This window comes from Ramlibacter ginsenosidimutans (assembly GCF_016654015.1).
Taxonomy (GTDB): domain Bacteria; phylum Pseudomonadota; class Gammaproteobacteria; order Burkholderiales; family Burkholderiaceae_C; genus Ramlibacter; species Ramlibacter ginsenosidimutans.
This window is the reverse complement of the sequence record NZ_JAEPWM010000007.1, coordinates 217,802-243,898: the sequence shown is the minus strand read 5'-3', so window position 1 is coordinate 243,898 and position 26,097 is coordinate 217,802. Positions and strand designations below refer to the sequence as shown.

Below are 26,097 nucleotides of genomic sequence, written 5' to 3'. Positions count from 1 at the left end.
GCTTCAGCCGCGCAGGGCGGAGAGCGCGGGGCCGATCAGGCCGACGCCCGTCACGACCAGCAGCGCACAGACGATCTTCAGCACCACCTCGCGCGACCACGGCGGCGGGCGTTTTCGCATCCACCAGGTGATCCCCATCGCGAGCGGGACGGACAGCGCGCTCAGCTCCAGCGAGTGCAGCGAGAAGTGGCCGCTGCCCACCACCATCGCCAGCCTGAGGGCAGAGCCGCAGGCCAGCACGGCGACCAGCGTGTCGCGCACGGTGTCGACATCCATGGGCTGCCGATAGAACTGGTAGACCAGCGGCGGTCCCGAAGCGGAGAACAGTCCGCCCAGCAAGCCGGAGAGCACGCCGATGGCGCCGAAGGACGCGGGCGGCGAGCGTTGGGCCAGTGGCTTGCTGCGCACCAGCACCACGATCGCGCAGGCGATCACGACCAGCCCGAGCAGCAGGCGCAGGGCCATGACCACGTTCGCGTGCAGCCACGCGAGCAGCGCCACGCCCAGGGGAACGCCCACCACGGTGCCGCTGACCGTCGCCCGCAGCGCCCGCCAGTCCACCAGGCGGCGCGCACTGCGCAGCGCGATGGCGGCGCTCGCCAACGACAGCACGGTGGCCACGTTCGCGGCGTCGGGCAAGGGCGCAAGCTGGAACAGCCCGGTCAGTCCGAGCAGCACCAGCGCGATGGCAAAACCCGTGATGGCCTGCGTGCAGCTGGCCACCACCACGCACAGCAGGAACCCGCCAAGCTGCCAGCCCGTCATGCGGCCGGCCGATCCAGCAGCTTCACGATGCGTCGCCAGTGGCGCGGCTCCACGGGCGTGATCGACAGGCGATTGCCCTTCTTCAGCACGAGCAGGTCTTCCAGCTGCGGGTCGGCGCGCAGCTCGGGCAGGGTGAGGTTGCGCGTCTTGCGCAGCACCTGCACGTCCACCAGCACCCAGCGCGGCTCGTCGCGCTTCGAGGCGGGGTCGTGGTAGGGCGACCTGGGGTCGAACTGCGTCGGGTCCGGATACGGGGTGGACGCCACGCGCGCGATGCCCACGATGCCGGGCTCCGCGCAACTGGAGTGGTAGAACAGCACGCCGTCGTCCACGCGCATCGCGTCGCGCATGTAGTTGCGCGCCTGATAGTTGCGCACGCCCGTCCAGGGCACCGTCGCACGCGGCGCGGCCAGCGCATCGTCCACCGAGACCTCGGCGGGTTCGGATTTCATCAGCCAGTAGTTCATCGCCCGCCGATCATAGGCGGCGCGGGACTCAGCGCGCGCGCACGCGCAGTTCCAGCGGGCTGGGCGTCAGCGTGAAGGCCAGGCGCTCTTCCACCTCGCCGCCGTCGGCCGCACTCACGGAGAGCAGGTCGAAGCCTCCCAGCAGCGTGGCCATGGCCATCTTGATTTCCAGCAGCGCCAGGTAGCGCCCCGGGCACATGCGCGGGCCCGCGCCGAAGGGCATGGAGATGCGCTTGGTGCCGGCCGCGTCCTCGCGCAGCCAGCGATCCGGGTCGAAGGCCTCGGGATGCGAGAAGTGCTTCGCGTCCGTGGCACCCGTGCGCATGAGGAAGATGCACAGCGTCCCCGCGGGGATGGAGATGCCCGCCAGCGTGGTGTCGCGCGCGGCCTGGTGCGGCAGCAGGGGCGCGACCGGCTTGAGGCGCATGGTCTCGTGCGCGCAGGCGTCGAGGAATTCGAGCTGCTCGAGCTGCTCCAGCCGGGTGGGCACGCGGTCGCTGCCGAGGGCGCGTCGCACTTCCGCCGTGGCGCGCTCCAGCGCCCAGCGATGCCGCGACAGCAGGTGCAGCATCCACGCGATCGTGTTGGCGGTCGTGTCCTCGCCGGCGAGCAGCATGGTCGCGACGTTGGCGGCGACGTCCGCGTCGCGCAGCCCCTGGCCCGGCTCGTCGCGCGCGGCGATCATCGCTTCGATCAGGTTGGTGGGCGACTCGCGCAGCTGCGGGTCGGCGCGCATGCGTTCGCGCGCCGCGGCGATGAAGCCCTGCACGGCCGCGCGGAAGGCGTCGAGGTGCGTATCGAGCTGCCGGTCCGCCGGCAGCTTCACCCAGCGCCAGTACGCGAACGGGGCGAGCGTGCGGCGGAACAGCATGGGCAGGATCTTGTCCATGTGCTGCTGGATGACGTCGCCGTCGTGCTCCAGCGTGTTGATGTCCGTCCCGAAGGCCAGCCCGGCGATCACGTCGACCGTGTAGCGCATGAGGTCGCCCTGCAGCGGGATGGGCGCATCGCCGGCGCGCTGCCAGCGCCGCGACAGGCGCTGCGCGACCTGCACCAGGGCCGGGAAATAGCGGCGGATGTGCCCGGGGTCGAACGCCGCCATCACCATGGGACGCTGCCGCCGCCACTTCTCGCCGTTGGATGCGAACAGGCCGCCGAAACCCATCTCCTCGGCGGCGAGCGACACGCGCGCGGTGCGTCCGAAGGTGCCGGGCCGGTCGCGCAAGGCCTCCGCGGCGAGGTGCGGATCGCCGAACACCACGAAGCGCCGAGCCCAGATGCGCATGCGGTAGGCGTCGCCGTACTCGGCCCGCCACTGCTCCAGTCGCAGGTGGAAACGGGCGCGCTCGATCTGGTGCGCGTTGCCGATCAGGGGCAGGCCGGCCGGCCCGGGCAGGTCGGCAATGCGCGTGGGGGAAGCGGCAAGGGCATGCATGGGAGGGCTCGCGAGGGGAGGCCAGCATACGGGCTGGCTCCTCGGCAAGCCAGTGAGCAATGCACCTAAGTGCTACCCCTTCGTCCATTCGGGCGAGGCGGCGTGCTCGTGGGGGGATGCGCTGCAGTGTCCTGCGCGGCGCGTGCGGCTGGATTAGCATCGCCGGCTCTCCACTGCCACGCCAAAGGAAAGCTCCGTGTCCGTCTCCACCTCGCCCCTGAAAGTCGCCGTGATGGGCGCCGGCGCCGTCGGCTGCTACTTCGGCGGCATGCTCGCGCGTGCCGGCCACGAGGTCACGCTGATCGCGCGGCCCGCGCATGTCGAGGCGATCCGCCGCGACGGTCTGCGCATGGAGGCACGCAGCTTCGACGAGCAGGTGAAGCTGCGCGCGGACACGCAGGCGCAAGCGGCGCAGGGCGCCGACGTGGTGCTCTTCTGCGTGAAGTCGGCCGACACGGAAGAAGCCGGCCGGCAGCTGAAGCCGTTCCTGCGCGACGGCGTGCTGCTCGTGTGCCTGCAGAACGGCGTGGACAACGCAGATCGCCTGCGGGCCGTGCTGCCCGGCCATGCGGTCGCAGCCGCGGTCGTGTACGTTGCCACGGAGATGGCAGGGCCGGGCCACCTCAAGCACCACGGCCGGGGCGAGCTGGTCATCGAACCCGCGCCCGGCAGCGACGTGCTCGCGCAGGCGCTGGTCGCGGCCGGCGTGCCGACCGAGCTCTCGCCGGACGTGCGCGGCGCGCTATGGATGAAGCTGGTCCTCAACTCGGCCTACAACGCGATCTCCGCCATCGCGCGCAAGCCCTACGGCGAGTGCGTGCACAGCGCAGGCGTGTGGGACGTGATGCGCGACGTGGTCGACGAATGCGTGGCCGTGGCGAAGGCCGAGGGCGTGCGCCTCCCTGGCGACCCGCACGCCGTCGTGCGCAAGCTGGTGGAGAGCATGCCCGCGCAGTTCTCGTCCACCGCGCAGGACCTGATGCGGGGCAAGCCCACGGAGATCGATTACCTCAACGGTTATGTCGTCCGCCGCGGCGAGGCGCTGGGCATCGCCACGCCGGCGAACCGCGTGCTCTGGGCGCTGGTGAAGCTGATCGAGGCCAAGTAGCGCGAACCGGGCCGCGGGCCGCGGGCCGCGGGCCGCGGATCTTGCCTGCTGCAGCGAGCGCGCGCGGGTCAGTGGTGCCCGCCGCCGTGGCCGCCACCGCCACCCCAGTGCCCGCCGCCGCCGCCCCCGTGGCCACCCGAGCCGCCGTGACCGTGGCCGCCATGTCCACCGTGGCCTCCGTGCCAGGCTGAGCCGTACCAGACGCCCAGCCCCCAGCCGCTGTACCAGTAGGGCCAGCCGTACCCGTAGCCATAGCCGTACGGGTAGCCGTACGCGTACGGATAACCATACGCGTACGAGTAGGGATACGCGTAGCCGTAGGGATACGCCTGTGAGTACGTTTCGGAACCATAGCCCGGAGCGAGCACCACGTTCGGCGCGCCCTCGGAGGACCCGTTGGTGCCGTAGGAGGGAACGACCGCGTACGGCGCGCCATACGGGACTCCGTACGGCGCCGGGTAGGCGCAACCGGCCAGCGCAGCGACCAGGGCCAGTGCAAGGAGAAGGAATTTCATGAGCAGTTCCTGCCAATACAAATGCAGTTCTCCTTTCATACCTGCCGCGCGCTGGCGGTGCAAGGGAGTTGGTCAAGGGCAGTGCGTAAAGCTGCGCGGGTCGGCGGGGCAGTAAGCCATTTGGTTGCTTGTCAGCAAATGTTCGATCACCCATGATCCGCGCGGGGAGGAGAACAAACAAAAGTGGCCACCATGATCCCGGCCCTGGGTTCGTGCGCAGCGCGCATGACCCCGGGCGAGCGCCGGCTTGCCGAGCGCCTGGAGCACAAGCTCGATGAGGATTACCTGCTCTGGTACGACGTGCCCGTCGGCCCGAAGCAGACGCATCCCGACTTCGTCGTCCTCCATCCCCGGCGCGGACTGCTGATCCTGGAGACCAAGGACTGGCGCCTGGACACCATCCGCAAGGCCACGCGCGAGTACTGGGAGATCCTCGCGGACGGCCAGACCAAGGTCGTCAAGAACCCGCTCGCGCAGGCGCGGCACTGCGCCATCCAGGTGGTCAACGCCCTCGAGCGCGACGCGCAACTGGTGCAGCCCGAAGGCCCGCACCAGGGCAAGCTGGCCTTTCCGTGGGGCCACGGCGTCGTCTTCACCAACATCACCCGCCAGCAGTTCGAGCAGGCCGGCCTGGGCCACGCCATCGCGTCGCACCTCGTGATCTGCAAAGACGAAATGCTGGAAGGCGTGGAGGCCGAGAGCTTCCAGCAGCGGCTGTGGGACATGTTCCCGCACGCCTTCGGCAGCAAGGCGATGTCGCTGCCGCAGCTGGATCGCGTGCGCTGGATCATGTTCCCCGAAGTGCGCGTGCCGGAGCAGGGCGGCCTGTTCGCGGACGACGCCGAGGACCTGCCGGACATCATGCGCGTGATGGACATCCAGCAGGAGCAGCTGGCGCGCAGCCTGGGCGAGGGCCACCGCGTGATCCACGGCGTGGCCGGTTCGGGCAAGACCATGATCCTGGGCTACCGCGCCGAACACCTGGCGAAGCTGCCATCGCCCAAGCCGATCCTCGTGCTTTGCTACAACGAGCCGCTCGCGGTGAAGCTCGATGCGATGTTCCAGGCCAAGGGACTGGCCGACCGCGTGCATGCGCGCAACTTCCACAAGTGGTGCCGGCAGCAGCTGAAGGCGTATGCGCAGCCGATTCCACAGGGGCAGGGTGGCGACGTCTTCGACCGCATGGTGGACAACGTCATTCGCGCGGTGGATCGCAAGCAGATCCCCAGCGGCCAGTACCAGGCCGTGCTCCTCGACGAAGGCCACGACTTCCGGCCCGAGTGGTTCAAGCTGGTCACGCAGATGGTGGACCCGGAGACCAACAGCCTGCTGGTGCTGTACGACAGCGCGCAGAACATCTACGGCAAGAGCACGAGCCGCAAGTTCAGTTTCAAGAGCGTGGGCATCCAGGCCGCGGGCCGCACCACCATCCTGAAGATCAACTACCGCAACACGAAGCAGATCCTGCAGACAGCGAACCTCGTCGCCGCCGAATTCCTGCAGCCCGACGCGCAGGACGAGGACGGGACGCCACTGGTGCAGCCCGTGAGCTGCGGCCGCGAAGGACTCGAGCCGCTGATCGTGCGCCTGCCCAGCCTGCGCGACGAAGCACTCAAGATCGCCGACCTGTTATCGGCCGCCCACCAGGAAGGACATGCGTGGGGCGACATGGCCATCCTGTGTCGCCGGCACTCCGTGATGTTCGCGTGCGCGGACGTGTTGCGCGCGCGCGGGTTGCCGCATCAGGTGCGAGAGCGCTCGGGTGACTTCGCGCCGCTGGCGAACAGCATCAAGGTGATGACGATGCATGCGAGCAAGGGGCTGGAGTTCCCCGTCGTCGCGGTGCCCGGCGTGGGGCAGATGCCGGAGGAGGGCGAAGAGGTGGGGGATGAGGCGAGGTTGTTTTATGTGGCGGCGACGAGGGCGACGCAGAGGTTGGTGGTGACGGTTAGTGGGGAAGGTTCATTCGGCGAGGCGCTGGAAATCTGTTAAAGGGGGAGCGAATGGCACGGTACCTTCCAATTCACGCTCTATCGAACGAAGACTTTCGCAAAGTTCTACTCCGGACGATCGAATCAGGCAACCTCAACCTCCTGATCGGCTCTGGCGCGTCAGCACCGGTGATTCCGGTGGGAGGAGACATTGAGTCTCAGATCAATGCGCTTATCGTGAATGGTAAGGAGGCTGACGCGGATGCCTTATCAATCAAACTTCTGAACAGTATCCAAGCCCCCACCAACCTGATGGTGGCCGGGTCCCTCAACGACGCGCTGACCGACTTGGTGTCTGAGTACACCGCCTTGATCGGTCAACTCGGCACTCTACTAGCCGAGAGAAAGACGACACTTCTTCCGAAACAGGCGAGCATCTTCTCGACAAACTACGATCTCCTCGTCGAGCAGGCATGCATTAACAATCCCGTGCTTCGCCTAAACGATGGCTTCTCGAGATCTGCTGCTCTCGATGGGCGCATGACCTTTTCCACGCGAGCCTTCTTCAACAGCACTTTCAACACCGGCAACCTGTTCAACTACAGAGTTGAAGTTCCTGCCATCAACCTGATAAAGCTGCACGGATCCGTTTCGTGGGCGAAAGATGGTGACCACGTTATCTACAGGGTAGAGAAGCTGGAACCCCTGCCTGCGACGGCACCCGCAGAAGCCATCCGCAAGCGCTTGGATCGATATGCAGTCGTTCTTCCCCAAGCGGCAAAATTTAAGACGACGTTGATGGATCGCACCTATTACGATCTGCTCCGAATCTATAACAACGAACTCGACAGAGAAAACACCTCGCTTCTAGCATTCGGCTTCTCGTTCGGGGACGAGCACATTCGGGACATCACCATGCGAGCACTCAAGAATCCTACGCTGCGCCTGATGATCTTCTCGTATGACACAGGCGCCGCGGAAGGGTTCATGAAAATGTTCGAACAGTTCAACAATGTGGACGTTGTTCATCCTGAGAAGGATGCGCAGTTCGGTCTGAAGGAGTTCAATTCCGCTCTTTCACGTGTCCTGCAACGGGGATCCCACTCATGGAACTGAATCAGCTGACGAAGGATGCCGTGCTTCGCGTAGGAGAGGTGTGCGCCGTGGAGGGAAGGCGCATCTTTGTGCTCGTAGATAAGAACAAGAACTTGTCGGATATGTTTCTAGACGGCGACATCCTACGGAACATCTCTGTCAATAGTTTTGTGGAGATTCGTAAGGGCTTTCTGAGCATCATCGGTCGGGTGGAGGGTGAGCGGATTGAAGAAGATCCTCCAGCGGCGGAATCGACAAAGCTTCAGGCCGTAAACAAGAACCGCCGTGTGCTTACAGTTTCGTTGTCTGGATATGTCGATGAACGCGGAGCATTCAGCGGGGGAACAAAGGAACTGCCTTTGATAGGCAACGAGGCATACTTGGTGACACGAGAGACCATCTTGTTGATCCACAACCTTGCTCCCGCGGGAGCTCCGGCCGTAAGAGTCGCCAAACTGTACGGAGACGAGTTCGACATTGATCTGCCGATCGACAAGTTATTCAATGGTCATATCGCCATCTTCGGCAACACCGGGAGCGGTAAGACAAACACACTGGCGTCCTTGTATAAGGCATTCTTGGACTCACTTCGAGTTCGGAATGAAGCGGCGTTCAGGGAAAATACGCGCTTTCTCCTGATCGACTTCAACGGCGAGTACGTGCGCCCCAACTGTCTCACAAGCGAGAAGTATGTCTACTCTGTCTCCACGCGGAACGATAACGGTGATCGTTTGCCACTGGACGCGGAGTCGTTACTCGATTTGGAAGTGCTTTCCATCCTCACAGATGCAACCGATCGCACGCAGAAGCCGTTTCTGAAGCGGGCTGTCCGCCTTTATCGGGTGGTTCTCGGAGCAGAGAACGGGGATCCTAGCGGATACCTGGGGAATATCTTGCGAGCCAGAATAACCGAAGCTCTCAAAATGAGCGACAAGATACGGGCGCATCTGATCTTAGACTATCTCAAGGACATTCTCTTAGAGTGCACGCAATCCACTGAATCGTCTATCGATACAGACAGTGATCTCGAATGGCACAACCAGGCGCAAGGGTTCTTGCTGAGGCAAGGAGGGCACTTCCTTTCCCAGAAGCCGGATCGGATCCCGCAGACAAAAGCTTACGCCAGCATTGCGAACATCGCGGTGCCGCAAAGCTTGATTTCGGCGTTGATCGTTTTCCTGTATGTGCAACTTATCGGTGATGTACTCACGAATCGCGCCCAGAACGATCACATCGCCCCCGTCATCAATCGATTGAAGTCGAAGAGGCGCGACATAGACCGGATATTCGATCTGAGTTCGGCGGAATTTTGGAAGCGTAACGTCGTGGTGGTGGATCTAAGCGACACGAGTATTGAGATGAAGAAGACGGTTCCGCTGCTGTTATGCAAGAGGTTCTACGCTGAACATAAGCTTCACGGTGACAACAAGACTCTCACGGTCATCATCGACGAAGCGCACAACATACTGTCGCATGAGTCTTCACGAGAGGCTGAGAGCTGGAAGGATTACCGCCTCGAGACGTTCGAGGAGATCATCAAGGAAGGGCGGAAGTTCGGAGTCTTCCTAACCATTTCGAGCCAGCGGCCGTTTGACATCTCCCCTACTATCATTTCCCAGGCTCACAACTACTTCATACATCGGTTGATCAATGAGGCAGATTTGCGATCGATTGCAAGTTCGGTCTCTTACATCGATCGGATAACGGAAGAATCGATACCGACGCTGCCGACAGGAACGTGCGTTTTTAGTGGTGTGGCAAGCCAGATGCCTATAAAGCTCGTGGTTAGCCCCCTGGACGAACAATATCGGCCGCAGAGCGAAACACGCAGCTTCTTGGACGTCGTGCCGGTGGCGCCCGTGTCTGCTTAGCTCGCGTGGTCACGCCTGCTAGGTTGTGGACCAGCTCGCGCGCTGTGAGGCAGCGGTGGACTGCGCGCATCGACCCAAGGCCAGAGTCTGCGCGGTGACGCTACAACTCAATACCGAACGCACCTGTCGCCCGCCCCGAAGAGGCACGCATGAACGAAACAGGTTCGGCGCTGGGTGCGCCGTCCCCGCGCTGGCCGCCACGCACTCGTGGTCGGCCACCGCATAGACCAGCACCCTCGCGCAGGACGCGCTGAAGCCGATCTCTGACGAGATCCCGCAGCGTCGGGTGTCCGCTCGCCCGGTTTGATCAGGGGCTTGGCGATGGCCGCGCGGATGTAGCTGCCGCCGACATTGATGCCGCCGTTGGCGAAGTGAGGTTCGGCGCTTCGCGCGCTCACCGCCAGCGTACGCACCGCAGCGTCGCTGTGTTCGTCGCGCGATCGCTGGGGTTCGCTGTCGCTCACCACAAGCCTACGGACTCCGGCCCGTATCGATCGTCTTCGCCTTCGTAGGCTGGCGGTGAGTCGAAGACGAACCCCAGCAAACTCGCCGTTCCCTCCGTCCCCTGCGTCCACCCGCCGCATTGACGCCACCCCCGCACGCGACGATCATGGCCGCCTCGCCCCGAGGAGAAGAACATGTCGCCATCGTCCCTCCTGGTCCCTTGCATCACCGTGGCCGCGCTGCTGGCGGGCTGCGCGACGGGCCCGGGCATCCCGCCCGACCCGACGCAGCTCACTGCCGCGGAAGCCGCCGCCGCCGTGTGCAGCGGGCGCATCAGCAGCGAGAGCCTGGTGCGCACCGCTCTCACTCGGGCGAACGCCAGGAAGGAACTGAATGCCTTCGTGACGCTCGACGAGGCCGGCGCGCTCGCAGCCGCACGCGCGGTCGATGCGCGCCGCGCCAGCGGGGCGCCGTGCCGGCCGCTGGAGGGCGTGCCGATCGTCGTGAAGGACAACATCCAGGCCGCGGGCCTGCCCGCCACCGGCGGCACGCCGGCGCTGCGCGGCTTCGTCGCGGCGCAGGACGCGCCGGTGGTGCACCGCCTGCGCGAGGCCGGCGCCATCGTGCTGGGCAAGACCAACCTGCACGAGCTCGCCTTCGGCATCTCGGGCTACAACCCCGCGTACAACACGGGCCCGCAACCCGGCGTGCGCAACGCCTACGATCCCACCCGGATGTCCGGCGGCTCCTCGGCCGGCAACGGTGCCGCGCTCGGCGCGCGCATCGCGCTGGCCGGACTGGGCACGGACACCGGCGGGTCCGTGCGCATTCCCTGTGCGCTCAACGGGTGCGCCTCGCTGCGGCCCACGGTGGGCCGGTACTCGCAGGAGGGCATCCTGCCGATCTCGCACACGCGCGACACCGCCGGGCCGATGGCCGTGTCCGTGGGCGACCTGGAACTGATGGACCGCATCATCGCGGGCGGCGCGCCCGTCGGTCCCGCGGACCTGCATGGCGTGCGCCTCGGGGTGGCGCAGCCCTTCCTGGCCAACCTGGATGCCGACACGCGCACGGCCTTCGCTGCCGCGCTCACCCGCCTGCGCCTCGCTGGCGCCACCATCGTGGACGTCGCGATGCCGGACCTCATGGCCCTGAACGGCAGCGTCGGCTTCCCGGTGGCGCTGTACGAGGCCTACGACGATGTGTCCGCGTACCTGGCGAAGTACCCCACGGGCATCACGATCCAGCAGCTCGCGGCCGGCATCGCCAGCCCGGACGTGAAGGGCACGTACGACGGTCTCGTGCTCACGCGCAAGCTGCCGGGTCCCAACGGCGGCGTGGTGGACGCCGCGCCTGCGTACCGCGCCGCGATGGAGACGCAGCGTCCGGCCCTGATCCGGCTGTACGCCGACACCTTCAGCGCGAACAGCCTCGACGCGCTGGTCTTTCCCACCGTGCCGCACGTGGCGCCGCCCGCCACGCCCGAGGCGAGCAGCATCGAGAACTTCCTGCTGTTCATCCAGAACACCGACCCGGGCAGCAACGCGGGCCTGCCGGGCCTGCAGGTGCCGATGGCGCTCGGCGCGACGACGCGCCTGCCGGTGGGACTGGAAATGGACGGCCCGGCCGGCAGCGACCGCCGCCTGGTCGCGATCGGCATGGCCGTGGAGCGCGTGCTCGGTCGCGTGCCGCCCGCGCCCTGAGCCGGCCCAAGGCCAACGTGCCGGCGGGGCGGCAGGGCGGCGGGCGAAAGTCCACGGTGCCGGGGCGCAAAACCGTATCCAGTCCCGCGTGAGCAACAGCGGCTTGTAGTCCGGCACCGCCAATCGAGCGCCTGCGTCCGCCAGCGCACAGAGCGCGCGGCCCGCGCGCCTTAACTTCAGCAGCGAACCGTGCCCCGCGCCTTTCGTGCGGGCTCTGCGGTCCATCTCATCGAATCGGACTCACATGAATTACGCAATTGCCTTCTCCATCGCCGCCGCCACGCTGGCCCTCGCAGGCTGCCAGCGCGAAGCTGCCGTCACTCCGGCCCAGGCACCCGCTGCCGCTCCGCCGGTGGTTGTCACCGTCCCCGGCCCCGCAGGCCCGGCAGGTGCAACCGGCGCCACCGGCACCATGGGGAACACCGGCAGCGCCGGGACCACGGGCAGCACCGGCGCAACGGGGGACACCGGCGCGACCGGCTATACCGGCAGCAAGGGCAGCACGGGCAGCACGGGTGCCACCGGCGACACGGGTGCGACCGGGAACACGGGTGCGACTGGCGACACGGGTGCCACTGGCGACACCGGCCGGCGCGGCAAGACCGGCGACAACATCATCGTGGTGCCTTCGACGACGACGCGCTGAACGTTACGCGGCCCGGACGGCCGTCCAGGCCCAGGGTCGCGACGATCTCGGGCGTCTGCGCAAGCAGGCGCCCCCGGCGCCACACGCGCAGCCGGTTGGCTCGCAGGCGGATGGCCTCGATGGGGTCCGTCGCCTGCAGCAGCACGAAGCTCGCATCGCAGCCGGGCTCCAGGCCGTATCCTTGCAGGTGCATCACCTTCGCCGCATTCGTGGTGACTGCGTCGAAGCACGCGCGGATGCCCGCCTGGCTGGTCATCTGCGCCACGTGCAATCCCATGTGCGCCACTTCCAGCATGTCGCCGGACCCCATGCCGTACCAGGGGTCCATCACGCAGTCGTGGCCGAAGGCGACATTCACGCCCGCGGCCATGAGCTCCGGCACGCGCGTCATGCCGCGCCGCTTGGGATACGTGTCGTGCCGCCCCTGCAGCGTGATGTTGATCAGCGGATTGGCCACGACGCTCACGCCGCTTTCCGCGATCAGCGGGATCAGCTTGGACACGTAGTAGTTGTCCATGCTGTGCATGGAGGTGCAGTGCGAGCCGTTGACGCGGCCCTGCAGCCCCAAGCGCTGCGCCTCGAAGGCGAGCGTCTCGATGTGGCGCGAGAGCGGGTCGTCGGTTTCGTCGCAATGCATGTCGACCAGCTTGCCGCGCGCGGCTGCGATCTCGCACAGCAGCTTGACGCTCTCGGCGCCCTGCGCCATGGTGCGTTCGAAGTGCGGGATGCCGCCGACGATGTCGACGCCGAGATCCAGCGCACGCTGCAGGTTGTCCAGGCCCCCCGGCGTGCGCAGCACGCCGTCCTGCGGGAAGGCGACCAGCTGCAGGTCGAGGTAGGGCGTGACGCGCTTCTTCACTTCCAGCAGCGCCTGCACGGGCAGCAGTGACGGATCGCTGGTGTCCACGTGGCTGCGGATCGCCAGCAGGCCGCGCGCGACCGCCCAGTCGCAATAGGCGAGGGCGCGCGCGATCAGGTCCTCGGCCTTGAGCAGCGGTTTCAGCTCGCCCCACAGCGCAATGCCTTCCAGCAGCGTGCCGCTCTCGTTGACGCGCGGCAGCCCGTAGCTGAGCGTCGCGTCCATGTGGAAGTGCGGATCGCAGAACGGCGGCGAGAGCAGGTAGCCGCCGGCGTCGACCGTCTCGTGGGCGGGTGCCTGCAGGCCGGGGGTGACTTCGGTGATGCGGCCGTCCTGCACGGCGACGGAGATGCCGGTGCGGCCGTCGGGGAGGGTGGCGTTGGTGATGAGGAGGTCGAGCATCGTTGGTTGAGAGTCCGCGCGTGCCCCCACCCCAACCCTCCCCCAGTGGGGGAGGGAGCGAGAAAGGGATTATTTCGTGCCGAACATGCGGTCGCCGGCGTCGCCCAGGCCCGGCAGGATGTAGCCGTGCTCGTTCAGCTGCCGGTCGATGGCCGCCGTGTAGATCGGCACGTCCGGATGCGCCTTCTGCAGCGCGGCCACGCCCTCGGGACAGGTGAGCAGGCAGACGAACTTGATCGACTTCGGATGCAGTTCCTTCAAGCGTTCCACCGCGGCGATGGCGGAGTTGCCGGTGGCCAGCATCGGGTCGACGACGATCACGTCGCGCTCCTCCATGTTCTGCGGCATCTTGAAGTAGTACTCCACGGCCATGAGCGTCTTCGGGTCGCGGTACAGGCCGATGTGGCCCACGCGCGCACCGGGCACGACGCTCAGCATGCCGTCGAGGATGCCGGTGCCCGCGCGCAGGATGGAGACGAAGACCAGCTTCTTGCCGTCGATGACGCGCGTCTTCGTCCTCTCCAGGGGCGTGTCGATCTCCACCTCCTGCGTCGGCACGTCGCGCGTGACCTCGTACGCCATGAGCATCGCGAGCTCGTTGAGCAGCCGGCGGAAGCTGTTGGTGCTGGCCTCCTTGTTCCGCATCAGCGACAGCTTGTGCTGCACCAGCGGGTGGTCGATCACGTGGACGTTGCTGTTGTTCGGCATGGTTCGTGGTTTCAGAACAGGGTTCCGTCGCTCGCCACCTTCAACGGCGGCAGGCCGCCGCGCTCGCGCTGCGCGAGCTCGCGGCCGGCGGCCCAGGTGCCGCCTTCGAGGACGCAGGCCAGCGGCAGGTGCTCGGCGTCCAGGTGCATCAGCTTGCGCACGTGCACGGCCAGTTCGTCCAGCAGCGACACCGTCATGGCGCGCCACTCGACGATGATCTCGTCGCCCGGCTGCCAGGTCTGCGCGGCCAGCGCGGGGTCGCGCAGGCGCAGCACGCCGGTGTCCATGAGCAGGCCTCCGTTGCGGTATTCGGCCAGCGCGGTCAGTGCACCGACGTCGCGCAGCTTCACGCCCGACCAGGCCACGGGCTCCAGCAGCGAGTACGTGAGCCACTGCGACAGCTTGTGGAAGGGCACCCAGCCGTCGCTCAGGCCTTCGCCACGCACGGCGGGATGGCGCCAGCAGTCGCCCAGCGGAATGCCTTCGATGAAGCTGGACGTGGGCCAGATGCCGGAGCAGGTCATCAGGATCACCGACAGGATGTCCTGCACGGCCACGTCGGCGGTGTAGGGGACATCGGGGCCCGGCGCGAAGATCTGGGCATAGAGCCCGGACGGCCGTTGCACCTCCGGCCCGAAGGCCTCGGGCTGCTCCTGCATGGCCTCGCCGAAGCGGCGCAGCAGGATGGCGCGCCCTTCCAGGCCCACCAGCGGATTGTTCGCCCGCACCTGGAAGGCGCTGGCGAGGTGGTCGGTGATGAGTCCGCGCAGGCCGTCGGCGTCCACCCGCAGCGGATGGTCCATGTCGCTGGAGAACATGCCGCTGGTGAACGCGTGGAAGCTGGCCACCGCGAGCCCTTCGGAGCGGGTGAAGGTCTTGCCCGTGGCCGGCTCGACGTAGCTCCAGTCGGGGCCGGCGCCGGCATCGAGCAGCACGCTCACGAAGGCTAGGTCCCACATCGCCTCGGCGCGCGTGGCGTGGTCCACGTCGCCCAGCATGCGTTCGAGCTGCGCCTTGCGGTCGACGCCGCCGGCTTCCATGTGGCGCCAGCGGCTGTGCAGGGGGATGTGCCCCTTGGGAAAGCGCTTGCGTGTGAGATCGGCGACGGCGTGCGCCGCCACGGGCAGCGCGTCGTCGTCGACGGTGAACCAGCGCGAGTCGCCCGCACGGGCGCGCTCGAGCAACTGCTTGCAGCGTTCGCGGATGGTGTGGGTGCTGCGCAGGAGGCTCGCGGCTTCCTGCGCCGCCTCGGTCGGGGCGGCGGGAGAATGGGTGTCGCTCATGGGAATCGCTTGAGCGCCGGGCGCTGCGGGACCCGCCTCGCGGCGGCCCCGCGGCTCACAGCGCGCGTCCTTTCGTGTTCTTCAGGGCATCCGCGTCGGGCGCGCCCTCGGGAGTGAAATAGCCGGCGGCCTTCTTGGCCTGCATCTCCACCTGCGCATCCGCAGGGATGAGGCCGGCCGGGATGTCGATGCGCTCGCCCACCTCGATGCCCGAGCCGGTGATCGCGTCGTATTTCATGTTGCTCATCGAGACCAGCCGATGGATCTTCCTGACGCCCAGCCAGTGCAGCACGTCGGGCATGAGCTCCTGGAAGCGCATGTCCTGCACGCCGGCGACGCACTCGGTGCGCGCGAAGTACTGGTCCGCCGTGTCGCCGCCGACCTGGCGCTTGCGCGCGTTGTAGACCAGGAACTTCGTCACCTCGCCGAGCGCGCGGCCCTCCTTGCGGGAGTAGGAGACCAGGCCGACGCCGCCGCGCTGCGCGCCCAGGATGCATTCCTCGATGGCGTGCGTGAGGTAGGGCCGGCAGGTGCAGATGTCCGAGCCGAACACGTCCGAGCCGTTGCACTCGTCGTGCACGCGCGCGGTGAGCTCCACTTCGGGATTGGCCAGGTCGCGCGGGTTGCCGAAGATGTAGACCGTCTGGCCGCCGATGGGGGGCAGGAACACCTCGAGGTCGCTGCGCGTGACGAGCTCGGGATACATGCCGCCGGTTTCCTCGAACAGCACGCGGCGCAGGTTGGCCTCGGAGCAGCCGAAGCGCTTCGCCACGCCGGGCAGCCACCACACGGGCTCGATCGCCGCCTTCGTGACGCAGGCCGCGCCTCCGCGCATCAGGATCTTGCCGTCGGCCGAGATGCGGCCCTTCTGCATCGCCTCGATCACCTCCGGCAGGACGACGTGCGCCTTGGTCACGGCGATGGTGGGCCGGATGTCGTAGCCGGCGGCCAGTTCGGTCGCGAACACGTCGGCCACGGCCGCGCCCCAGGGGTCGAGGCTCACGATCTTGCCCGGGTCGGACCATTGCGGGTAAGGGCCGATCTGGTCGGTGGGCGAGGTGTTGGTGAGGTCCGCCTTGTGCTCGCGGCTCAGCGCGCCGGCCGCGACAGCGAGCGCGCGGTACACGCTGTACGAACCGCTGTGCGTGCCGATGACGTTGCGGTGGCCGCGGTTGGTGGTGGTGCCCACGACCGGGCCGCGCTCCGCCGCCGTGGCCGCACCCCAGTGGATGGGGAGGGCGCCTTGTCCTCCCGCGTGGGAGGTCAGCCGGATGTGGCGCGGAGCGGAAGAGGTGTCGGCCATCGTGCTCGCTGGTAGCAAAAGCCCACTCTAGCAAACGCCGGGCCCGGCGGCGAGTTTGTGGCAACAGCGTGTCGCGTCGCCCGTACGCGCGGTTGGCCCGGAGTGCCGGGCGGTTCACTCGCCGAACGCGCCCTCGATCGCCGCACTGATGCCCCAGTCCTGCGGCAGCCGGCCCTCGCGCACGAACCGGTGCAGGCTCGAATACGGCCAGTCCCGCGCGCGGAGCACCCATCCGTGCTTGACGGGGTTGAAATGGATGTAGGCTATGTGGCGGGCGAGGTCGGCTTCGTCGCGGATCTGGTGTTCCCAGAAGCGGCGTTGCCACACGGTGCGCTCGCCGCGGCGGCCGCGGGGCTGTTGGGCCTCGGCTGGCAGGACGCCCAACTCCGTCAAGCGCCGCGTGAACGATTGCTTCAGCAGCATCCACCGCGTCGCGTAGTCGCCATCGTCTTCCGGCAGGCGCCACAGCGCGTGAAGGTGCTCGGGCAGCACGACCATCGCCTCGATCTCGAAGGGATGGCGTTCCTTCACGGTCTTCAGGCACGCCCGCAACTCCGCCACGTGATCCACGAGGTACCGCGCGCCGCGGTCTTCGAGCGTGGCCGTGAAGAAGTAGGTCGCGCCGGGCGTCTGGGTGCGGATGTAGGTGCGCATGCGACCACAACGCGCGTGCGCGGTGGAGGGCATCCTTCGAAATAACGAGGCTGGCGGTGAGCGCAGCAAGTAGGCTGGCGGTGAGCGCAGCAAGTAGGCTGGCGGTGAGCGAAGCGAACCCCAGCGATCCAGCGTCGCGCAGCAAGCTGGGGTTCGCCTGCGGCTCACCGCCAGCCTACAAAGACCGCGGCTCCGGTGCCTGCTTCTTCCCGCCGAGGAGGCACCCTTGAGCTTCTCCTGGGCGACTCGCACCTGGGCCAGCTTGCTCTCGAGCTTGCCGGGCTGGCTGATGCCGCTCAGGTCGCGCTTGACGCCCGCCAGGAGCACGGACAGCCCGATGCGGCTGACGCTTTCCGTTCCGCCATGAGGCGAAAAGTAGAATGGGGGCCAACGAAGCGTACAGCACAGAACAAGGAACGAGCGTGGCCGGTCACAGCAAATGGGCGAACATCCAGCACCGCAAGGGGCGGCAGGACGAGAAGCGGGGGAAGATCTGGACCCGGGTCATCCGTGAAATCATGGTCGCCGCTCGCCAGGGCGGGGGCGATCCTGCGGCGAATCCGCGCCTGCGCCTGGCCGTCGACAAGGCCAAGGCAGCCAACATGCCGGCCGACACGATCAAGCGCAACATCGACAAGGCAACGGGCAACCTCGAAGGCGTGCACTACGAGGAAATCCGTTACGAGGGCTACGGCATCGGCGGCGCCGCGATCATCATCGACACGATGACCGACAACAAGGTGCGCACGGTGGCGGAAGTGCGCCATGCGTTCAGCAAGTACGGCGGCAGCATGGGCACCGAAGGCTCCGTGGCCTTCCAGTTCAGGCACTGCGGCCAGCTGATCCTGGCGCCGGGCACCAGCGAAGACCAGGTGATGGAGCTCGCGCTGGAAGCCGGCGCCGACGACGTGATCGTCGACGACGACGGCGCCATCGAGGTGCTGACCTCGCCCACCGACTTCGAGAAGGTGAAGAACGCGCTCGAAGCCGCCGGCCTGAAGCCCGAGGTGGCCGAGGTGACCATGCGTCCCGAGAACACGATCGAGCTCTCCGGCGACGAGGGCCAGCGCATGCAGAAGCTGCTGGACGTGCTGGAAGACCTCGACGACGCCCAGAACGTGTACACGAACGCCGAGATCGCTGAATGAAGGTTCTCGTCATCGGCGGCGGCGGGCGCGAACACGCGCTGGCGTGGAAGCTGGCGCAGTCTCCCAAGGTGCAGGCCGTGTATGTGGCGCCCGGCAACGGCGGCACCGGCATGGACGCGCGGCTGGAGAACGTGCCGATCACCGACCTGCGCCAGCTGCGCGACTGGGCGCTGAAGCAGAAGATCGCACTGACGGTGGTCGGCCCCGAGGCGCCGCTGGCGGCCGGCGTGGTCGACGATTTCCGCGCGCACGGGCTGCGCATCTTCGGCCCGACGCAGGCGGCGGCGCAGCTCGAAAGCTCCAAGGCCTTCTCGAAGGCCTTCATGGCGCGGCACAAGATCCCGACGGCCGCCTACGAGACCTTCACGGACGCCGCCCAGGCGCACGCGTACGTCGACCGGCAGGGCGCGCCCATCGTGGTGAAGGCCGACGGCCTGGCCGCAGGCAAGGGCGTCGTCGTGGCGATGACGCCCGCCGAGGCGCACGAAGCGATCGACTTCATGCTCCTGGACAACAAGCTGGGCGTGAGCCACAACGCCGGCGGTGCCCGGGTGGTGATCGAGGAATTCCTGCAGGGCGAGGAAGCGAGCTTCATCGTGTTGTGCGACGGCAGGAACGTCACCGCGCTCGCCACCAGCCAGGACCACAAGCGGCTGCGCGACGGCGACCAGGGCCCGAACACCGGCGGCATGGGCGCCTACTCGCCCGCGCCCGTGGTGACGCCCGAGGTGCATGCGCGCGCGATGCGCGAGATCATCCTGCCGACGGTGCGCGGCATGGAGAAGGACGGCATCCCGTACACGGGCTTCCTGTACGCCGGCCTGATGATCGACAAGCAGGGCCATCCGAAGACGCTGGAGTTCAACTGCCGCATGGGCGACCCCGAGACGCAGCCGATCATGATGCGGCTGAAGTCGGACCTGTTCGACGTGATGATGGCCGCCACGGCTGGCGGGCTCGACCAGGTCGAGCTGCAGTGGGACCGCCGACCGGCGCTGGGCGTGGTGATGGCCGCGGCCGGCTATCCCATGGACCCGCGCAAGGGCGACGTGATCCACGGCCTGCCCAAGGACACGGAAGATGCGGTGGTCTTCCACGCAGCGACGGCGTCCCAGGACGGCCAGATCGTCACGGCCGGCGGCCGCGTGCTGTGCGTCACCGCGATGGCCGACACCGTGAAGGCGGCGCAGCTGCATGCGTACGAGCTGCTGCGCGGCATCAGCTTCGACGGTGCGCAGTTCCGCCGCGACATCGGCTTCCGCGCCGTGAAGGGCTAGCGTGGACGTGCGGCGGACCCAGGTCCGCGAGTACCTCTGGGACCTGCAGCAGCGCATCACCGACACCTTCGGCGCGCTCGACGGGCAGCCGTTCCGCGCCGACCTCTGGCAGAAGGAAGCGGGCGAGCCCCTGCAGGGCAGCGGCCGCACGATGATCCTCGAGGGCGGCCAGGTATTCGAGCGCGCGGGCTGCGCCTTTTCGCAGGTGACGGGGCCGCGGCTGCCGCCCTCCGCCACGCAGCACCGGCCCGACCTGGTCGGCGCCGGCTTCGAGGCGATGGGCGTGTCCCTGGTGTTCCATCCGCGCAATCCGTACGCGCCGACGGTGCACATGAACGTGCGCATGCTCGCGGCGCTGCCGCCGCAGGGCGAGCCCGTGTACTGGTTCGGCGGCGGCATGGACCTCACGCCGTACTACGGTTTCGACGAGGACGCGGTGCACTTCCACGCGACCTGCCGCGATGCGCTGGCGGCGTTCGGCGACGACAAGTACCCGCGCTTCAAGGCCTGGTGCGACGACTACTTCTTCCTGAAGCACCGCAACGAGGCACGCGGCATCGGCGGCATCTTCTTCGACGACTACTTCGAGCAGGGCTTCGAGTCCAGCTTCGTGCTGATGCGCTCGGTGGGCGATGCCTTCATCCCCGCGTACCGGCCCATCCTGGAGCGGCGCAAGGACCTGCCGTACGGCGAGCGCGAGCGCGCCTGGCAGCTGCTGCGCCGCGGCCGCTATGTCGAATTCAACCTCGTCTGGGACCGCGGCACGCACTTCGGCCTGCAGTCGGGCGGCCGCACCGAGTCGATCCTGATGTCCATGCCGCCACACGCGTCCTGGGCTTACCAGCAGCAGCCCGAGGCGGGCTCGCGCGAAGAGGAACTGCTGCGCCGCTTCCTGCCGCGGAAGGACTGGCTGTGAGCCAGCCGCTATCGCGCGTCGGCATGTTCGGCGGTGCCTTCGATCCGCCGCACCGCGCCCATCGCGTGCTGGCGCAGGCCGCCGTGCAGCAGCTCGCGCTCGATAGTCTCTACGTCTTCCCGACGGGGAATGCATGGCACAAGGAGCGCGGCCTCACGCCGGCGCAGCACCGGCTGGCCATGGCCCGCCTGGCCTTCGCCGGCCTCGATGGCGTGGAGGTGGATGACCGCGAGCTCAGGCGCAGCGGCCCGACCTACAGCATCGACACCCTGCGTGAACTGCAGGCTGCGCATCCCGGTGCCCAGCTGTACCTCATCATGGGCGAGGACCAGGCGGCCGGCTTCGAGCGTTGGCATGCTTGGCAGGACATTGCCCGCATGGCCGTGCTGTGCGTTGCCGGGCGCGGCTCCGGCGACGGACTGCAGGCGCTGGAAGCGCTGCCCGGCGTGCGCGTCCACCGGCTGGTCCTGCCGCCAATGGCCGAGAGCGCCACCGAGATCCGGGCCCGCCGGGCGGCGCAGCAAGACATCATCGCGCTGGTTGAGCCAGCCGTTGCCCGTTATATTGAAACCCACCACCTTTACGAAGACATCGGATGACGACTGAAACCGCCGCCAAGAAGGACACGCAGAAGCTCCAGAGGGCCATCGTCGATGGCCTGGAAGACGTGAAAGGCCACGACATCCAGGTCTTCAACACCGAGCACCTGTCCCCCTTGTTCGAGCGCGTCATCGTCGCATCGGGCACGTCCAACCGCCAGACCAGGGCGCTCGCCTCCAGCGTGATCGACGCAGTGCGCGAGGCTGGCTTCCCCAAGCCGCGCGTGGAGGGCGAGGACAACGGCGAATGGATCATCGTGGACTGCGGCGCCGCCGTCGCCCACATCATGCAGCCCACGATCCGCCAGTACTACCACCTGGAGGAGATCTGGGGCGACAAGCCGGTGCGCGTGCGCTTCGGCGCGGCCAAGCCCGCCGAAGCGCCCAAGCCGGCCCCCGCTCCCGCCGCGAAGAAGGCCCCGCCGCCGTCCCTGCGCCGCAGCAGCGCGGTGAAGACGGCCGAACGCCAGGCCAGCGCGGCGAAGAAGGCCGCGGCCAAGACACCGGCGAAGAAGGCAGCCGCCAAGGGCGGCGCGCGCACCACGGCGAAGAGCGCAGGGGGCAAGGGCGGTGCGCGCACCACCGCGAAGAGCGCAGCGGGCAAGGCCGCGCTCAAGGCGCCAGCCCGCAAGGCTCCCGCGCAGAAGGTAGCCGCGAAGAAGACTCCCGCGAAGTCGCCGGCACGCAAGTCCTGAGATGCGCCTGCTGGTGGTCGCGGTGGGCCAGCGCGTGCCCGACTGGGCGCAGGCGGCCTGGGACGACTACGCCAAGCGCTTTCCGCCGGAGCTGCGGCTGGAACTGAAGGCCGTCAAGACCGAGCCGCGCGCCTCGAAAACGCTGCCGGCGCTGCTGGCCGCCGAGCGCGAGCGCATTGCCGCGGCCATTCCGAAGGGCGCGCGCCTGGTCGCCCTCGACGAGCGTGGCACGGCGCTCACCACCGTGGCGCTCGCCGCGAAGCTCAAGGCCTGGCCGCTGGAGAACGACACGGTGGCGCTCGTCATCGGCGGCCCGGACGGACTCGAGCCCGCGTTCCGGCAGGCCGCGCACGAGCGCATCCGGCTTTCGGACCTGACGCTGCCGCACGCCATGGTGCGCGTGCTGCTGGCCGAGCAGCTCTATCGTGCGTGGTCCATCAACGCAGGGCACCCTTACCACCGTGAGTGAGTTCGTCTATCTCGCCTCCCAGAGCCCGCGGCGGCGCCAGTTGCTCGAGCAACTCGGCGTGCGCTACGAACTGCTGCTGCCGGATCCCGGCGAAGACAGCGAGGCGCTGGAAGCGGTGCATCCGGGCGAAGCGCCCGCCGCCTACGTGCGGCGCGTGACCGGACTGAAGCTGGACGCCGCCGTCGCGCGGCGCGCAGCGCGCGGCCTGCCGCCCGCGCCCATCCTCTGCTCCGACACCACCGTGGCGCTGGGCCGCACCATCTACGGCAAGCCCGAGGACGCGCGCGATGCGGCGCGCATGCTGCGGGAACTCTCCGGCCACACGCATCGCGTGCTCACCGCCGTGGAGGTGCAGGCAGGTCGGCGCCGGCTCACCGCCCTCAGCGATTCGCGCGTGACCTTTGCGGCGCTGACGCCCGCGCAGGTGCGCGCCTATGTCGCCAGCGGCGAACCCATGGGCAAGGCGGGCGCGTACGCGGTGCAGGGGCGCGCGGCCGCGCACATCGCGCGCATCGCCGGCTCCTACACGGGCATCATGGGCCTGCCCCTGCACGAGACGGCGGGCTTGCTGCGGCAAGCGGGATTGCGCCTGGCCGTGTGAGGCCGGTGGGACCTAGGTCCCATTGCGATGCGCAGGTGCGCGCCCGATCCTCCCGGGGTCACCCACACAACCCCCCAGGAGAAGCCCCCATGATGATCCGCAAGACTGCGCCCGCGCTGTTCGCACTCGGCGTCCTCGCCGCCGCGTGCCTGCCGGCCGCCGCGCAGAAGCCCGCTGCCACGGTCGACACTGCCGTCGCCACCGCGCCGGGCAAGGCCGTGGTCGGCCAGACCATCAAGACCACGGCCACCATCACGCACATCGACAAGGCCACGCGCACCGTCACGATGAAGCGCCAGGACGGCAAGGAAGTCGAAGTCGAGGTGGGCGAGGACGCGCGCAACTTCGACCAGCTCAAGGTCGGCGACCGCGTGCATGCCGAGTACACGGAAGCCGTGGCGCTCGAACTGAAGAAGGGCGGCGGCGGCACCCCTGCAGTGAAGGGCGGCGAGGAGCTGCAGCGCTCCGAGAAGGGCGAGAAGCCGGGCGGCAAGGCCGTGCGGCAGGTCAGCGTGCTGGCCGACGTGGTGCACGTGGACCACAAGAAGAACCTGGTCACGCTCAAGGGCCCCGGCGGCCACCTCGTGGACCTCGTGGTGGAAGACCCGGAGCAGCTGAAGAACATCAAGAAGGGCGACCAGGTGCATGCCCTCTACACCGAGTCCCTGGCCATCAGGGTCGAGCCGGCGAAGAAGTGAGCTTGCGGCCCCGCGGGGCCGCCTTGGCACTGCCCAAAGCAAATGGCCCCCCGCGGGGCCATTTCTCATTGCGTCGCGCCGCTCAGGGTGCCGGCTCGACCTCGGTCCAGCCCGGGCCCGGATCGAACTTCGTGATCGCCGGCGGCTTCGGTCCCAGGTTCTTCTGGTACAGCTTGCCGTTGTGGCTGACCATGAAGCTCATGATGCCGCTGTGTCCCCAGTCCGCCGGCGTCGCCACCGCGGCGAAGCCGGCGATCATGCGACCGTTGATGATGTAGCTGTAGGCGCCGCCCGGTGCGTGCGGGCCCTGGCTGGTGAGGATGCGGAAGCGATAGCCTTTGAACGGCGCGCCCTCGGCGTGATCCTTCAGGTCGGCCGACGCCGAAGCGACCAACGGCCCGAGCGGGCTTTCTTCTCCTTCGCCATCCTGCGTGGGCCAGTAGAGACCGTCGTGCTTGCCGGGCGAGCTGCCCAGCTTGCGCGCGTACTGCAGGACGCCGTCGCCCATGCGGTCGCGCTCGGCGTACTGCCGCTGTCCGTCGACCAGTGCACGCATCACGTAGATGGCATTGCGCTCGTTCGCGCCGATGCGGCGATTGAGGATCTCCTCGGCGCCTTGCTCGGTCGCGAAGCGCCAGCCCGCGCCTGCGCGCACCAGCGGGATGGGGAAGGGCCAGTCCTGCGCGCCGATGTGCAGGATGCGCCGGTCCGACCCGAGCTCCTCGATGCGCTTGCGCGCGGCGAGGGCCGATGCCGCCTCGGCGCGCCGTGCGGCGTCGTAGGCCGGGTCGCCGGTGATCACGACGTCGCGGTACTTGTCGCCGAACATCTGCAGCAGGGCGGCTTCGTCGTTCGCCTGCAGCGCGTGCGAGAACGCGTCGACGGCCGCATCGGGATCGGCGAAGGTGGTCTGCTGCGCGAGCAGCGCCAGCGGCATGCACAGCGATGCAGCGAGGAGCAGGGCGCGGGTCGCGGTACGCAGGCGCACGGGCGGGGTGTCTTGCATGGCGGAAAGCCTCGAACGAGTGGATTGCATGGTCGTGTACTCCTAGCGGCGGCCGCCGCCTCCACGTCCACCACCACCGCCACCGCCGCGCCCGCCGCCACCACCGCCGCCGCCGGAGGGCCGCCCCGCCGGAGCGGAACGCGGCGCTGCCGAGGGCGCGCGGCCCGCTGACGACGATCCCGCGGCCCCGCGGCTGGACGCGCCGCGCGAGCTATCGAGCTGCGTCTGCCGCGACGAGCCCATGCCCTCGAAGCCGCCGCCACCGCCGCCGGCCGGCTGCGTGCTGGGACGCGCACCGCCGCCGGCGCCACCGGCGCCGCCGCTGAAGCCACCCGACGGTTGCGTGCTGGGGCGTGCACCGCCCGCACCGCCACCGGCACCGCCCCCCAAGCCGCCCGACGGTTGCGTGCCGGGGCGCCCGCCGCCCGCACCCCCGCCGGCCCCGCCACCGAAGTTGCCGCCGCCGGCACCGCTCGTGCGCGTGTCGCCCGCGCGCGCGCCGCGATTGCCGCCGCCCACCGAGCCGCTCACCTGGCCCGGCTTCTTGTCGGACTTCCATTGGGTCGACTGGTTGCCGCTGCCGCGATTGCCGCTGTTGACGTTGGTGCGGTCGCCGCCACGGTTGATGGTGGTGTTGCGGTCGCCGCGATCGATGTTGATGGTGTTGTTGCCGCCGCCGTAGCCGTAGTGGCCGCCGCTCCAGGCAGCGCCGATGGCCGCGCCCCAGATCACGCCCGCGGCGAGCGCGGCGCCCGGCGCATACGGATACCAGTAGGCCGGGTAGGGAGCCGGGTAGTAGGGGTAGGTCGGATAGGCGCCCGCGACGACCACGGTCTGCGGGTTGTATTGCGGCACGTACACCACTTCGGGATTGGCCGGCGCGATGCTGATGACGTTCTGCTCGACGACCACCTTCTGCTTGTCATCCGACTTGAGGTTGCCCGCCGACTGCGCGCGCCGCCGGAAGGCCTGGACCGCCTCCAGCACTTCGCCCGTGTCCGCCACGACGGCTTCCCCGAGCTGGGTGGTCCAGTCGAGGTCCTGGCTCATCTTCTTCACGATGTCCGGGTAGTTGCACAGGGTCTTGACCGCGTCGTCCCACTGCGCGTTGAGTTCCAGCTTGGGATTGGACTTGCGCTGGTCCAGAAAGCGGTCCGCCTGCACGATCTGCAACGGGTTGGTGGAAGCCGGAAGGATGATGGCGACCAGGTCGTCCGGGTAGAGCGCGATGGGCGCGACCAGTTGCTCGAGCTGCTCCGCCTGCATGGGCGCAGCCGCCGTCACGGGCGCGGCTGGAGCCTGGGCTGACACCGGGCCGGGCGAGAAAGCGAGCAGCAGGGCAGCGGCAGCGACGGCACTCAGGGAGAACCGGACTGGCGCACTCGTGTGGCGTGGCGGAGAGGACAGCATGCCCGGGAGGCTAGGCAAGCGCTCCTGCCGGGCCAATGGGACCTTGGTCGCATGGGGCGTCGGGCAGCCTGCGCTGCCCGCTGCATGCG

General features: G+C 68.1%; 25 protein-coding genes. 14 read left to right on the top strand and 11 right to left on the bottom strand.

From position 1 onward, the window contains the following. Nucleotides 1-3: 3 nt before the first annotated feature. Genes JJB11_RS17435 through JJB11_RS17425 form a run of 3 tightly spaced genes read right to left on the bottom strand, consistent with a single transcriptional unit; the run spans nt 4 to nt 2,667 of the window. On the bottom strand, nt 4-765 hold the full coding sequence (locus tag JJB11_RS17435; protein WP_201174217.1) for a sulfite exporter TauE/SafE family protein: 762 nt from the start codon (nt 763-765) through the stop codon (nt 4-6). Next, on the bottom strand, nt 762-1,232 hold the full coding sequence (locus JJB11_RS17430) for an EVE domain-containing protein (RefSeq protein ID WP_201174216.1): 471 nt from the start codon (nt 1,230-1,232) through the stop codon (nt 762-764). The genes JJB11_RS17435 and JJB11_RS17430 overlap by 4 nt, the downstream gene beginning before the upstream one ends. 28 nt (nt 1,233-1,260) lie before the next feature. Further along, the gene (locus tag JJB11_RS17425; RefSeq protein WP_201174207.1) at nt 1,261-2,667 is read right to left on the bottom strand and encodes a cytochrome P450; all 1,407 of its coding nucleotides are present in this window, start codon (nt 2,665-2,667) and stop codon (nt 1,261-1,263) included. A gap of 217 nt (nt 2,668-2,884) precedes the next feature. Between JJB11_RS17425 and JJB11_RS17420 the strand changes: the two genes are divergently transcribed. Beyond that, nucleotides 2,885-3,775: a ketopantoate reductase family protein gene (locus JJB11_RS17420; protein ID WP_201174346.1), complete on the top strand. Its 891-nt coding sequence runs from the start codon at nt 2,885-2,887 to the stop codon at nt 3,773-3,775. Between the two features lie 68 nt (nt 3,776-3,843). Here JJB11_RS17420 and JJB11_RS17415 read toward each other — a convergent pair whose 3' ends face one another. Beyond that, a complete protein-coding gene (locus tag JJB11_RS17415) occupies nt 3,844-4,290 on the bottom strand; it encodes a hypothetical protein (protein ID WP_201174205.1) in 447 nt (148 codons plus the stop codon). A gap of 225 nt (nt 4,291-4,515) precedes the next feature. Here JJB11_RS17415 and JJB11_RS17410 point away from each other — a divergent pair, with 225 nt between their 5' ends. The 5 genes from JJB11_RS17410 (at nt 4,516) to JJB11_RS17390 (ending at nt 11,980) form a co-directional block, all read left to right on the top strand. Then, entirely contained in the window at nt 4,516-6,282 is a 1,767-nt protein-coding gene (locus tag JJB11_RS17410; RefSeq protein WP_201174344.1) for a DEAD/DEAH box helicase, read from the top strand. Nucleotides 6,283-6,293: 11 nt separating this feature from the next. Continuing rightward, the gene (locus tag JJB11_RS17405; RefSeq protein ID WP_201174203.1) at nt 6,294-7,337 is read left to right on the top strand and encodes an SIR2 family protein; all 1,044 of its coding nucleotides are present in this window, start codon (nt 6,294-6,296) and stop codon (nt 7,335-7,337) included. Next, a complete protein-coding gene (locus JJB11_RS17400; RefSeq protein ID WP_201174201.1) occupies nt 7,328-9,187 on the top strand; it encodes an ATP-binding protein in 1,860 nt (619 codons plus the stop codon). Before JJB11_RS17405 ends, JJB11_RS17400 begins: the two co-directional genes overlap by 10 nt. A gap of 638 nt (nt 9,188-9,825) precedes the next feature. Next, entirely contained in the window at nt 9,826-11,334 is a 1,509-nt protein-coding gene (gene iaaH / locus JJB11_RS17395) for an indoleacetamide hydrolase (protein WP_201174200.1), read from the top strand. A gap of 244 nt (nt 11,335-11,578) precedes the next feature. Further along, on the top strand, nt 11,579-11,980 hold the full coding sequence (locus tag JJB11_RS17390; protein WP_201174198.1) for a collagen-like protein: 402 nt from the start codon (nt 11,579-11,581) through the stop codon (nt 11,978-11,980). Here the strand turns inward: JJB11_RS17390 and JJB11_RS17385 are convergent. From JJB11_RS17385 to JJB11_RS26095, 5 genes are all read right to left on the bottom strand, one after another. Further along, complete coding sequence (locus tag JJB11_RS17385; RefSeq protein WP_201174195.1) at nt 11,949-13,241, bottom strand: amidohydrolase family protein; 1,293 nt, start codon at nt 13,239-13,241, stop codon at nt 11,949-11,951. The two genes, JJB11_RS17390 and JJB11_RS17385, sit on opposite strands and share 32 nt — an antisense overlap. Before the next feature lie 69 nt (nt 13,242-13,310). Continuing rightward, nucleotides 13,311-13,949, bottom strand: coding sequence for a uracil phosphoribosyltransferase (gene upp, locus JJB11_RS17380; RefSeq protein WP_201174193.1), 639 nt, complete (start codon nt 13,947-13,949; stop codon nt 13,311-13,313). 11 nt (nt 13,950-13,960) lie between these two features. Next, nucleotides 13,961-15,232, bottom strand: coding sequence for a URC4/urg3 family protein (locus tag JJB11_RS17375; RefSeq protein WP_201174191.1), 1,272 nt, complete (start codon nt 15,230-15,232; stop codon nt 13,961-13,963). 55 nt (nt 15,233-15,287) lie between these two features. Beyond that, nucleotides 15,288-16,535: a GTP cyclohydrolase II gene (locus JJB11_RS17370; protein WP_201174189.1), complete on the bottom strand. Its 1,248-nt coding sequence runs from the start codon at nt 16,533-16,535 to the stop codon at nt 15,288-15,290. A gap of 114 nt (nt 16,536-16,649) precedes the next feature. Further along, on the bottom strand, nt 16,650-17,189 hold the full coding sequence (locus tag JJB11_RS26095; protein ID WP_242529005.1) for an REP-associated tyrosine transposase: 540 nt from the start codon (nt 17,187-17,189) through the stop codon (nt 16,650-16,652). Nucleotides 17,190-17,611: 422 nt separating this feature from the next. On the opposite strand from JJB11_RS26095, the gene JJB11_RS17360 reads away from it, so the two are divergent. From JJB11_RS17360 to JJB11_RS17325, 8 genes are all read left to right on the top strand, one after another. Further along, on the top strand, nt 17,612-18,337 hold the full coding sequence (locus JJB11_RS17360) for a YebC/PmpR family DNA-binding transcriptional regulator (RefSeq protein ID WP_201174342.1): 726 nt from the start codon (nt 17,612-17,614) through the stop codon (nt 18,335-18,337). Beyond that, nucleotides 18,334-19,614 carry a phosphoribosylamine--glycine ligase gene (gene purD / locus JJB11_RS17355; protein ID WP_201174185.1) on the top strand — a complete coding sequence of 427 codons (1,281 nt, stop codon included), beginning with the start codon at nt 18,334-18,336 and terminating at the stop codon, nt 19,612-19,614. Before JJB11_RS17360 ends, purD begins: the two co-directional genes overlap by 4 nt. 1 nt (nt 19,615) lies before the next feature. Further along, nucleotides 19,616-20,530, top strand: coding sequence for an oxygen-dependent coproporphyrinogen oxidase (gene hemF / locus JJB11_RS17350; RefSeq protein ID WP_377372019.1), 915 nt, complete (start codon nt 19,616-19,618; stop codon nt 20,528-20,530). Further along, nucleotides 20,527-21,129: a nicotinate (nicotinamide) nucleotide adenylyltransferase gene (nadD, locus tag JJB11_RS17345; protein WP_201964911.1), complete on the top strand. Its 603-nt coding sequence runs from the start codon at nt 20,527-20,529 to the stop codon at nt 21,127-21,129. The genes hemF and nadD overlap by 4 nt, the downstream gene beginning before the upstream one ends. Continuing rightward, on the top strand, nt 21,126-21,824 hold the full coding sequence (gene rsfS / locus JJB11_RS17340; protein WP_201174183.1) for a ribosome silencing factor: 699 nt from the start codon (nt 21,126-21,128) through the stop codon (nt 21,822-21,824). Before nadD ends, rsfS begins: the two co-directional genes overlap by 4 nt. A 1-nt stretch (nt 21,825) precedes the next feature. Beyond that, complete coding sequence (gene rlmH / locus JJB11_RS17335) at nt 21,826-22,293, top strand: 23S rRNA (pseudouridine(1915)-N(3))-methyltransferase RlmH (protein ID WP_201174170.1); 468 nt, start codon at nt 21,826-21,828, stop codon at nt 22,291-22,293. After that, nucleotides 22,286-22,894: a Maf family nucleotide pyrophosphatase gene (locus JJB11_RS17330; protein ID WP_201174168.1), complete on the top strand. Its 609-nt coding sequence runs from the start codon at nt 22,286-22,288 to the stop codon at nt 22,892-22,894. Before rlmH ends, JJB11_RS17330 begins: the two co-directional genes overlap by 8 nt. A gap of 89 nt (nt 22,895-22,983) precedes the next feature. Further along, complete coding sequence (locus tag JJB11_RS17325) at nt 22,984-23,592, top strand: hypothetical protein (protein ID WP_201964910.1); 609 nt, start codon at nt 22,984-22,986, stop codon at nt 23,590-23,592. Nucleotides 23,593-23,674: 82 nt separating this feature from the next. On the opposite strand, the gene JJB11_RS17320 is transcribed toward JJB11_RS17325, so the two are convergent. Then, the gene (locus JJB11_RS17320; RefSeq protein ID WP_201174166.1) at nt 23,675-24,598 is read right to left on the bottom strand and encodes a DUF2950 domain-containing protein; all 924 of its coding nucleotides are present in this window, start codon (nt 24,596-24,598) and stop codon (nt 23,675-23,677) included. Nucleotides 24,599-24,640: 42 nt separating this feature from the next. Further along, entirely contained in the window at nt 24,641-26,008 is a 1,368-nt protein-coding gene (locus JJB11_RS26410) for a DUF3300 domain-containing protein (RefSeq protein ID WP_201174164.1), read from the bottom strand. Nucleotides 26,009-26,097: the final 89 nt, after the last annotated feature.

What these genes read in the sequence shown, in the direction of transcription:
- JJB11_RS17370 (WP_201174189.1), bottom strand. Translation starts at nt 16,535, where the DNA reads ATGGCCGACACCTCTTCCGCTCCGCGCCACATCCGGCTGACCTCCCAC.
- JJB11_RS17325 (WP_201964910.1), top strand. Translation starts at nt 22,984, where the DNA reads ATGATGATCCGCAAGACTGCGCCCGCGCTGTTCGCACTCGGCGTCCTC.
- JJB11_RS17400 (WP_201174201.1), top strand. Translation starts at nt 7,328, where the DNA reads ATGGAACTGAATCAGCTGACGAAGGATGCCGTGCTTCGCGTAGGAGAG.
- JJB11_RS17385 (WP_201174195.1), bottom strand. Translation starts at nt 13,241, where the DNA reads ATGCTCGACCTCCTCATCACCAACGCCACCCTCCCCGACGGCCGCACC.
- JJB11_RS26095 (WP_242529005.1), bottom strand. Translation starts at nt 17,189, where the DNA reads ATGCGCACCTACATCCGCACCCAGACGCCCGGCGCGACCTACTTCTTC.
- JJB11_RS17375 (WP_201174191.1), bottom strand. Translation starts at nt 15,232, where the DNA reads ATGAGCGACACCCATTCTCCCGCCGCCCCGACCGAGGCGGCGCAGGAA.
- purD (WP_201174185.1), top strand. Translation starts at nt 18,334, where the DNA reads ATGAAGGTTCTCGTCATCGGCGGCGGCGGGCGCGAACACGCGCTGGCG.
- iaaH (WP_201174200.1), top strand. Translation starts at nt 9,826, where the DNA reads ATGTCGCCATCGTCCCTCCTGGTCCCTTGCATCACCGTGGCCGCGCTG.
- JJB11_RS17405 (WP_201174203.1), top strand. Translation starts at nt 6,294, where the DNA reads ATGGCACGGTACCTTCCAATTCACGCTCTATCGAACGAAGACTTTCGC.
- JJB11_RS17410 (WP_201174344.1), top strand. Translation starts at nt 4,516, where the DNA reads ATGACCCCGGGCGAGCGCCGGCTTGCCGAGCGCCTGGAGCACAAGCTC.
- JJB11_RS17390 (WP_201174198.1), top strand. Translation starts at nt 11,579, where the DNA reads ATGAATTACGCAATTGCCTTCTCCATCGCCGCCGCCACGCTGGCCCTC.
- JJB11_RS17435 (WP_201174217.1), bottom strand. Translation starts at nt 765, where the DNA reads ATGACGGGCTGGCAGCTTGGCGGGTTCCTGCTGTGCGTGGTGGTGGCC.
- JJB11_RS26410 (WP_201174164.1), bottom strand. Translation starts at nt 26,008, where the DNA reads ATGCTGTCCTCTCCGCCACGCCACACGAGTGCGCCAGTCCGGTTCTCC.
- JJB11_RS17320 (WP_201174166.1), bottom strand. Translation starts at nt 24,598, where the DNA reads ATGCAAGACACCCCGCCCGTGCGCCTGCGTACCGCGACCCGCGCCCTG.
- JJB11_RS17415 (WP_201174205.1), bottom strand. Translation starts at nt 4,290, where the DNA reads ATGAAATTCCTTCTCCTTGCACTGGCCCTGGTCGCTGCGCTGGCCGGT.
- rlmH (WP_201174170.1), top strand. Translation starts at nt 21,826, where the DNA reads ATGCGCCTGCTGGTGGTCGCGGTGGGCCAGCGCGTGCCCGACTGGGCG.
- rsfS (WP_201174183.1), top strand. Translation starts at nt 21,126, where the DNA reads ATGACGACTGAAACCGCCGCCAAGAAGGACACGCAGAAGCTCCAGAGG.
- upp (WP_201174193.1), bottom strand. Translation starts at nt 13,949, where the DNA reads ATGCCGAACAACAGCAACGTCCACGTGATCGACCACCCGCTGGTGCAG.
- JJB11_RS17425 (WP_201174207.1), bottom strand. Translation starts at nt 2,667, where the DNA reads ATGCATGCCCTTGCCGCTTCCCCCACGCGCATTGCCGACCTGCCCGGG.
- JJB11_RS17430 (WP_201174216.1), bottom strand. Translation starts at nt 1,232, where the DNA reads ATGAACTACTGGCTGATGAAATCCGAACCCGCCGAGGTCTCGGTGGAC.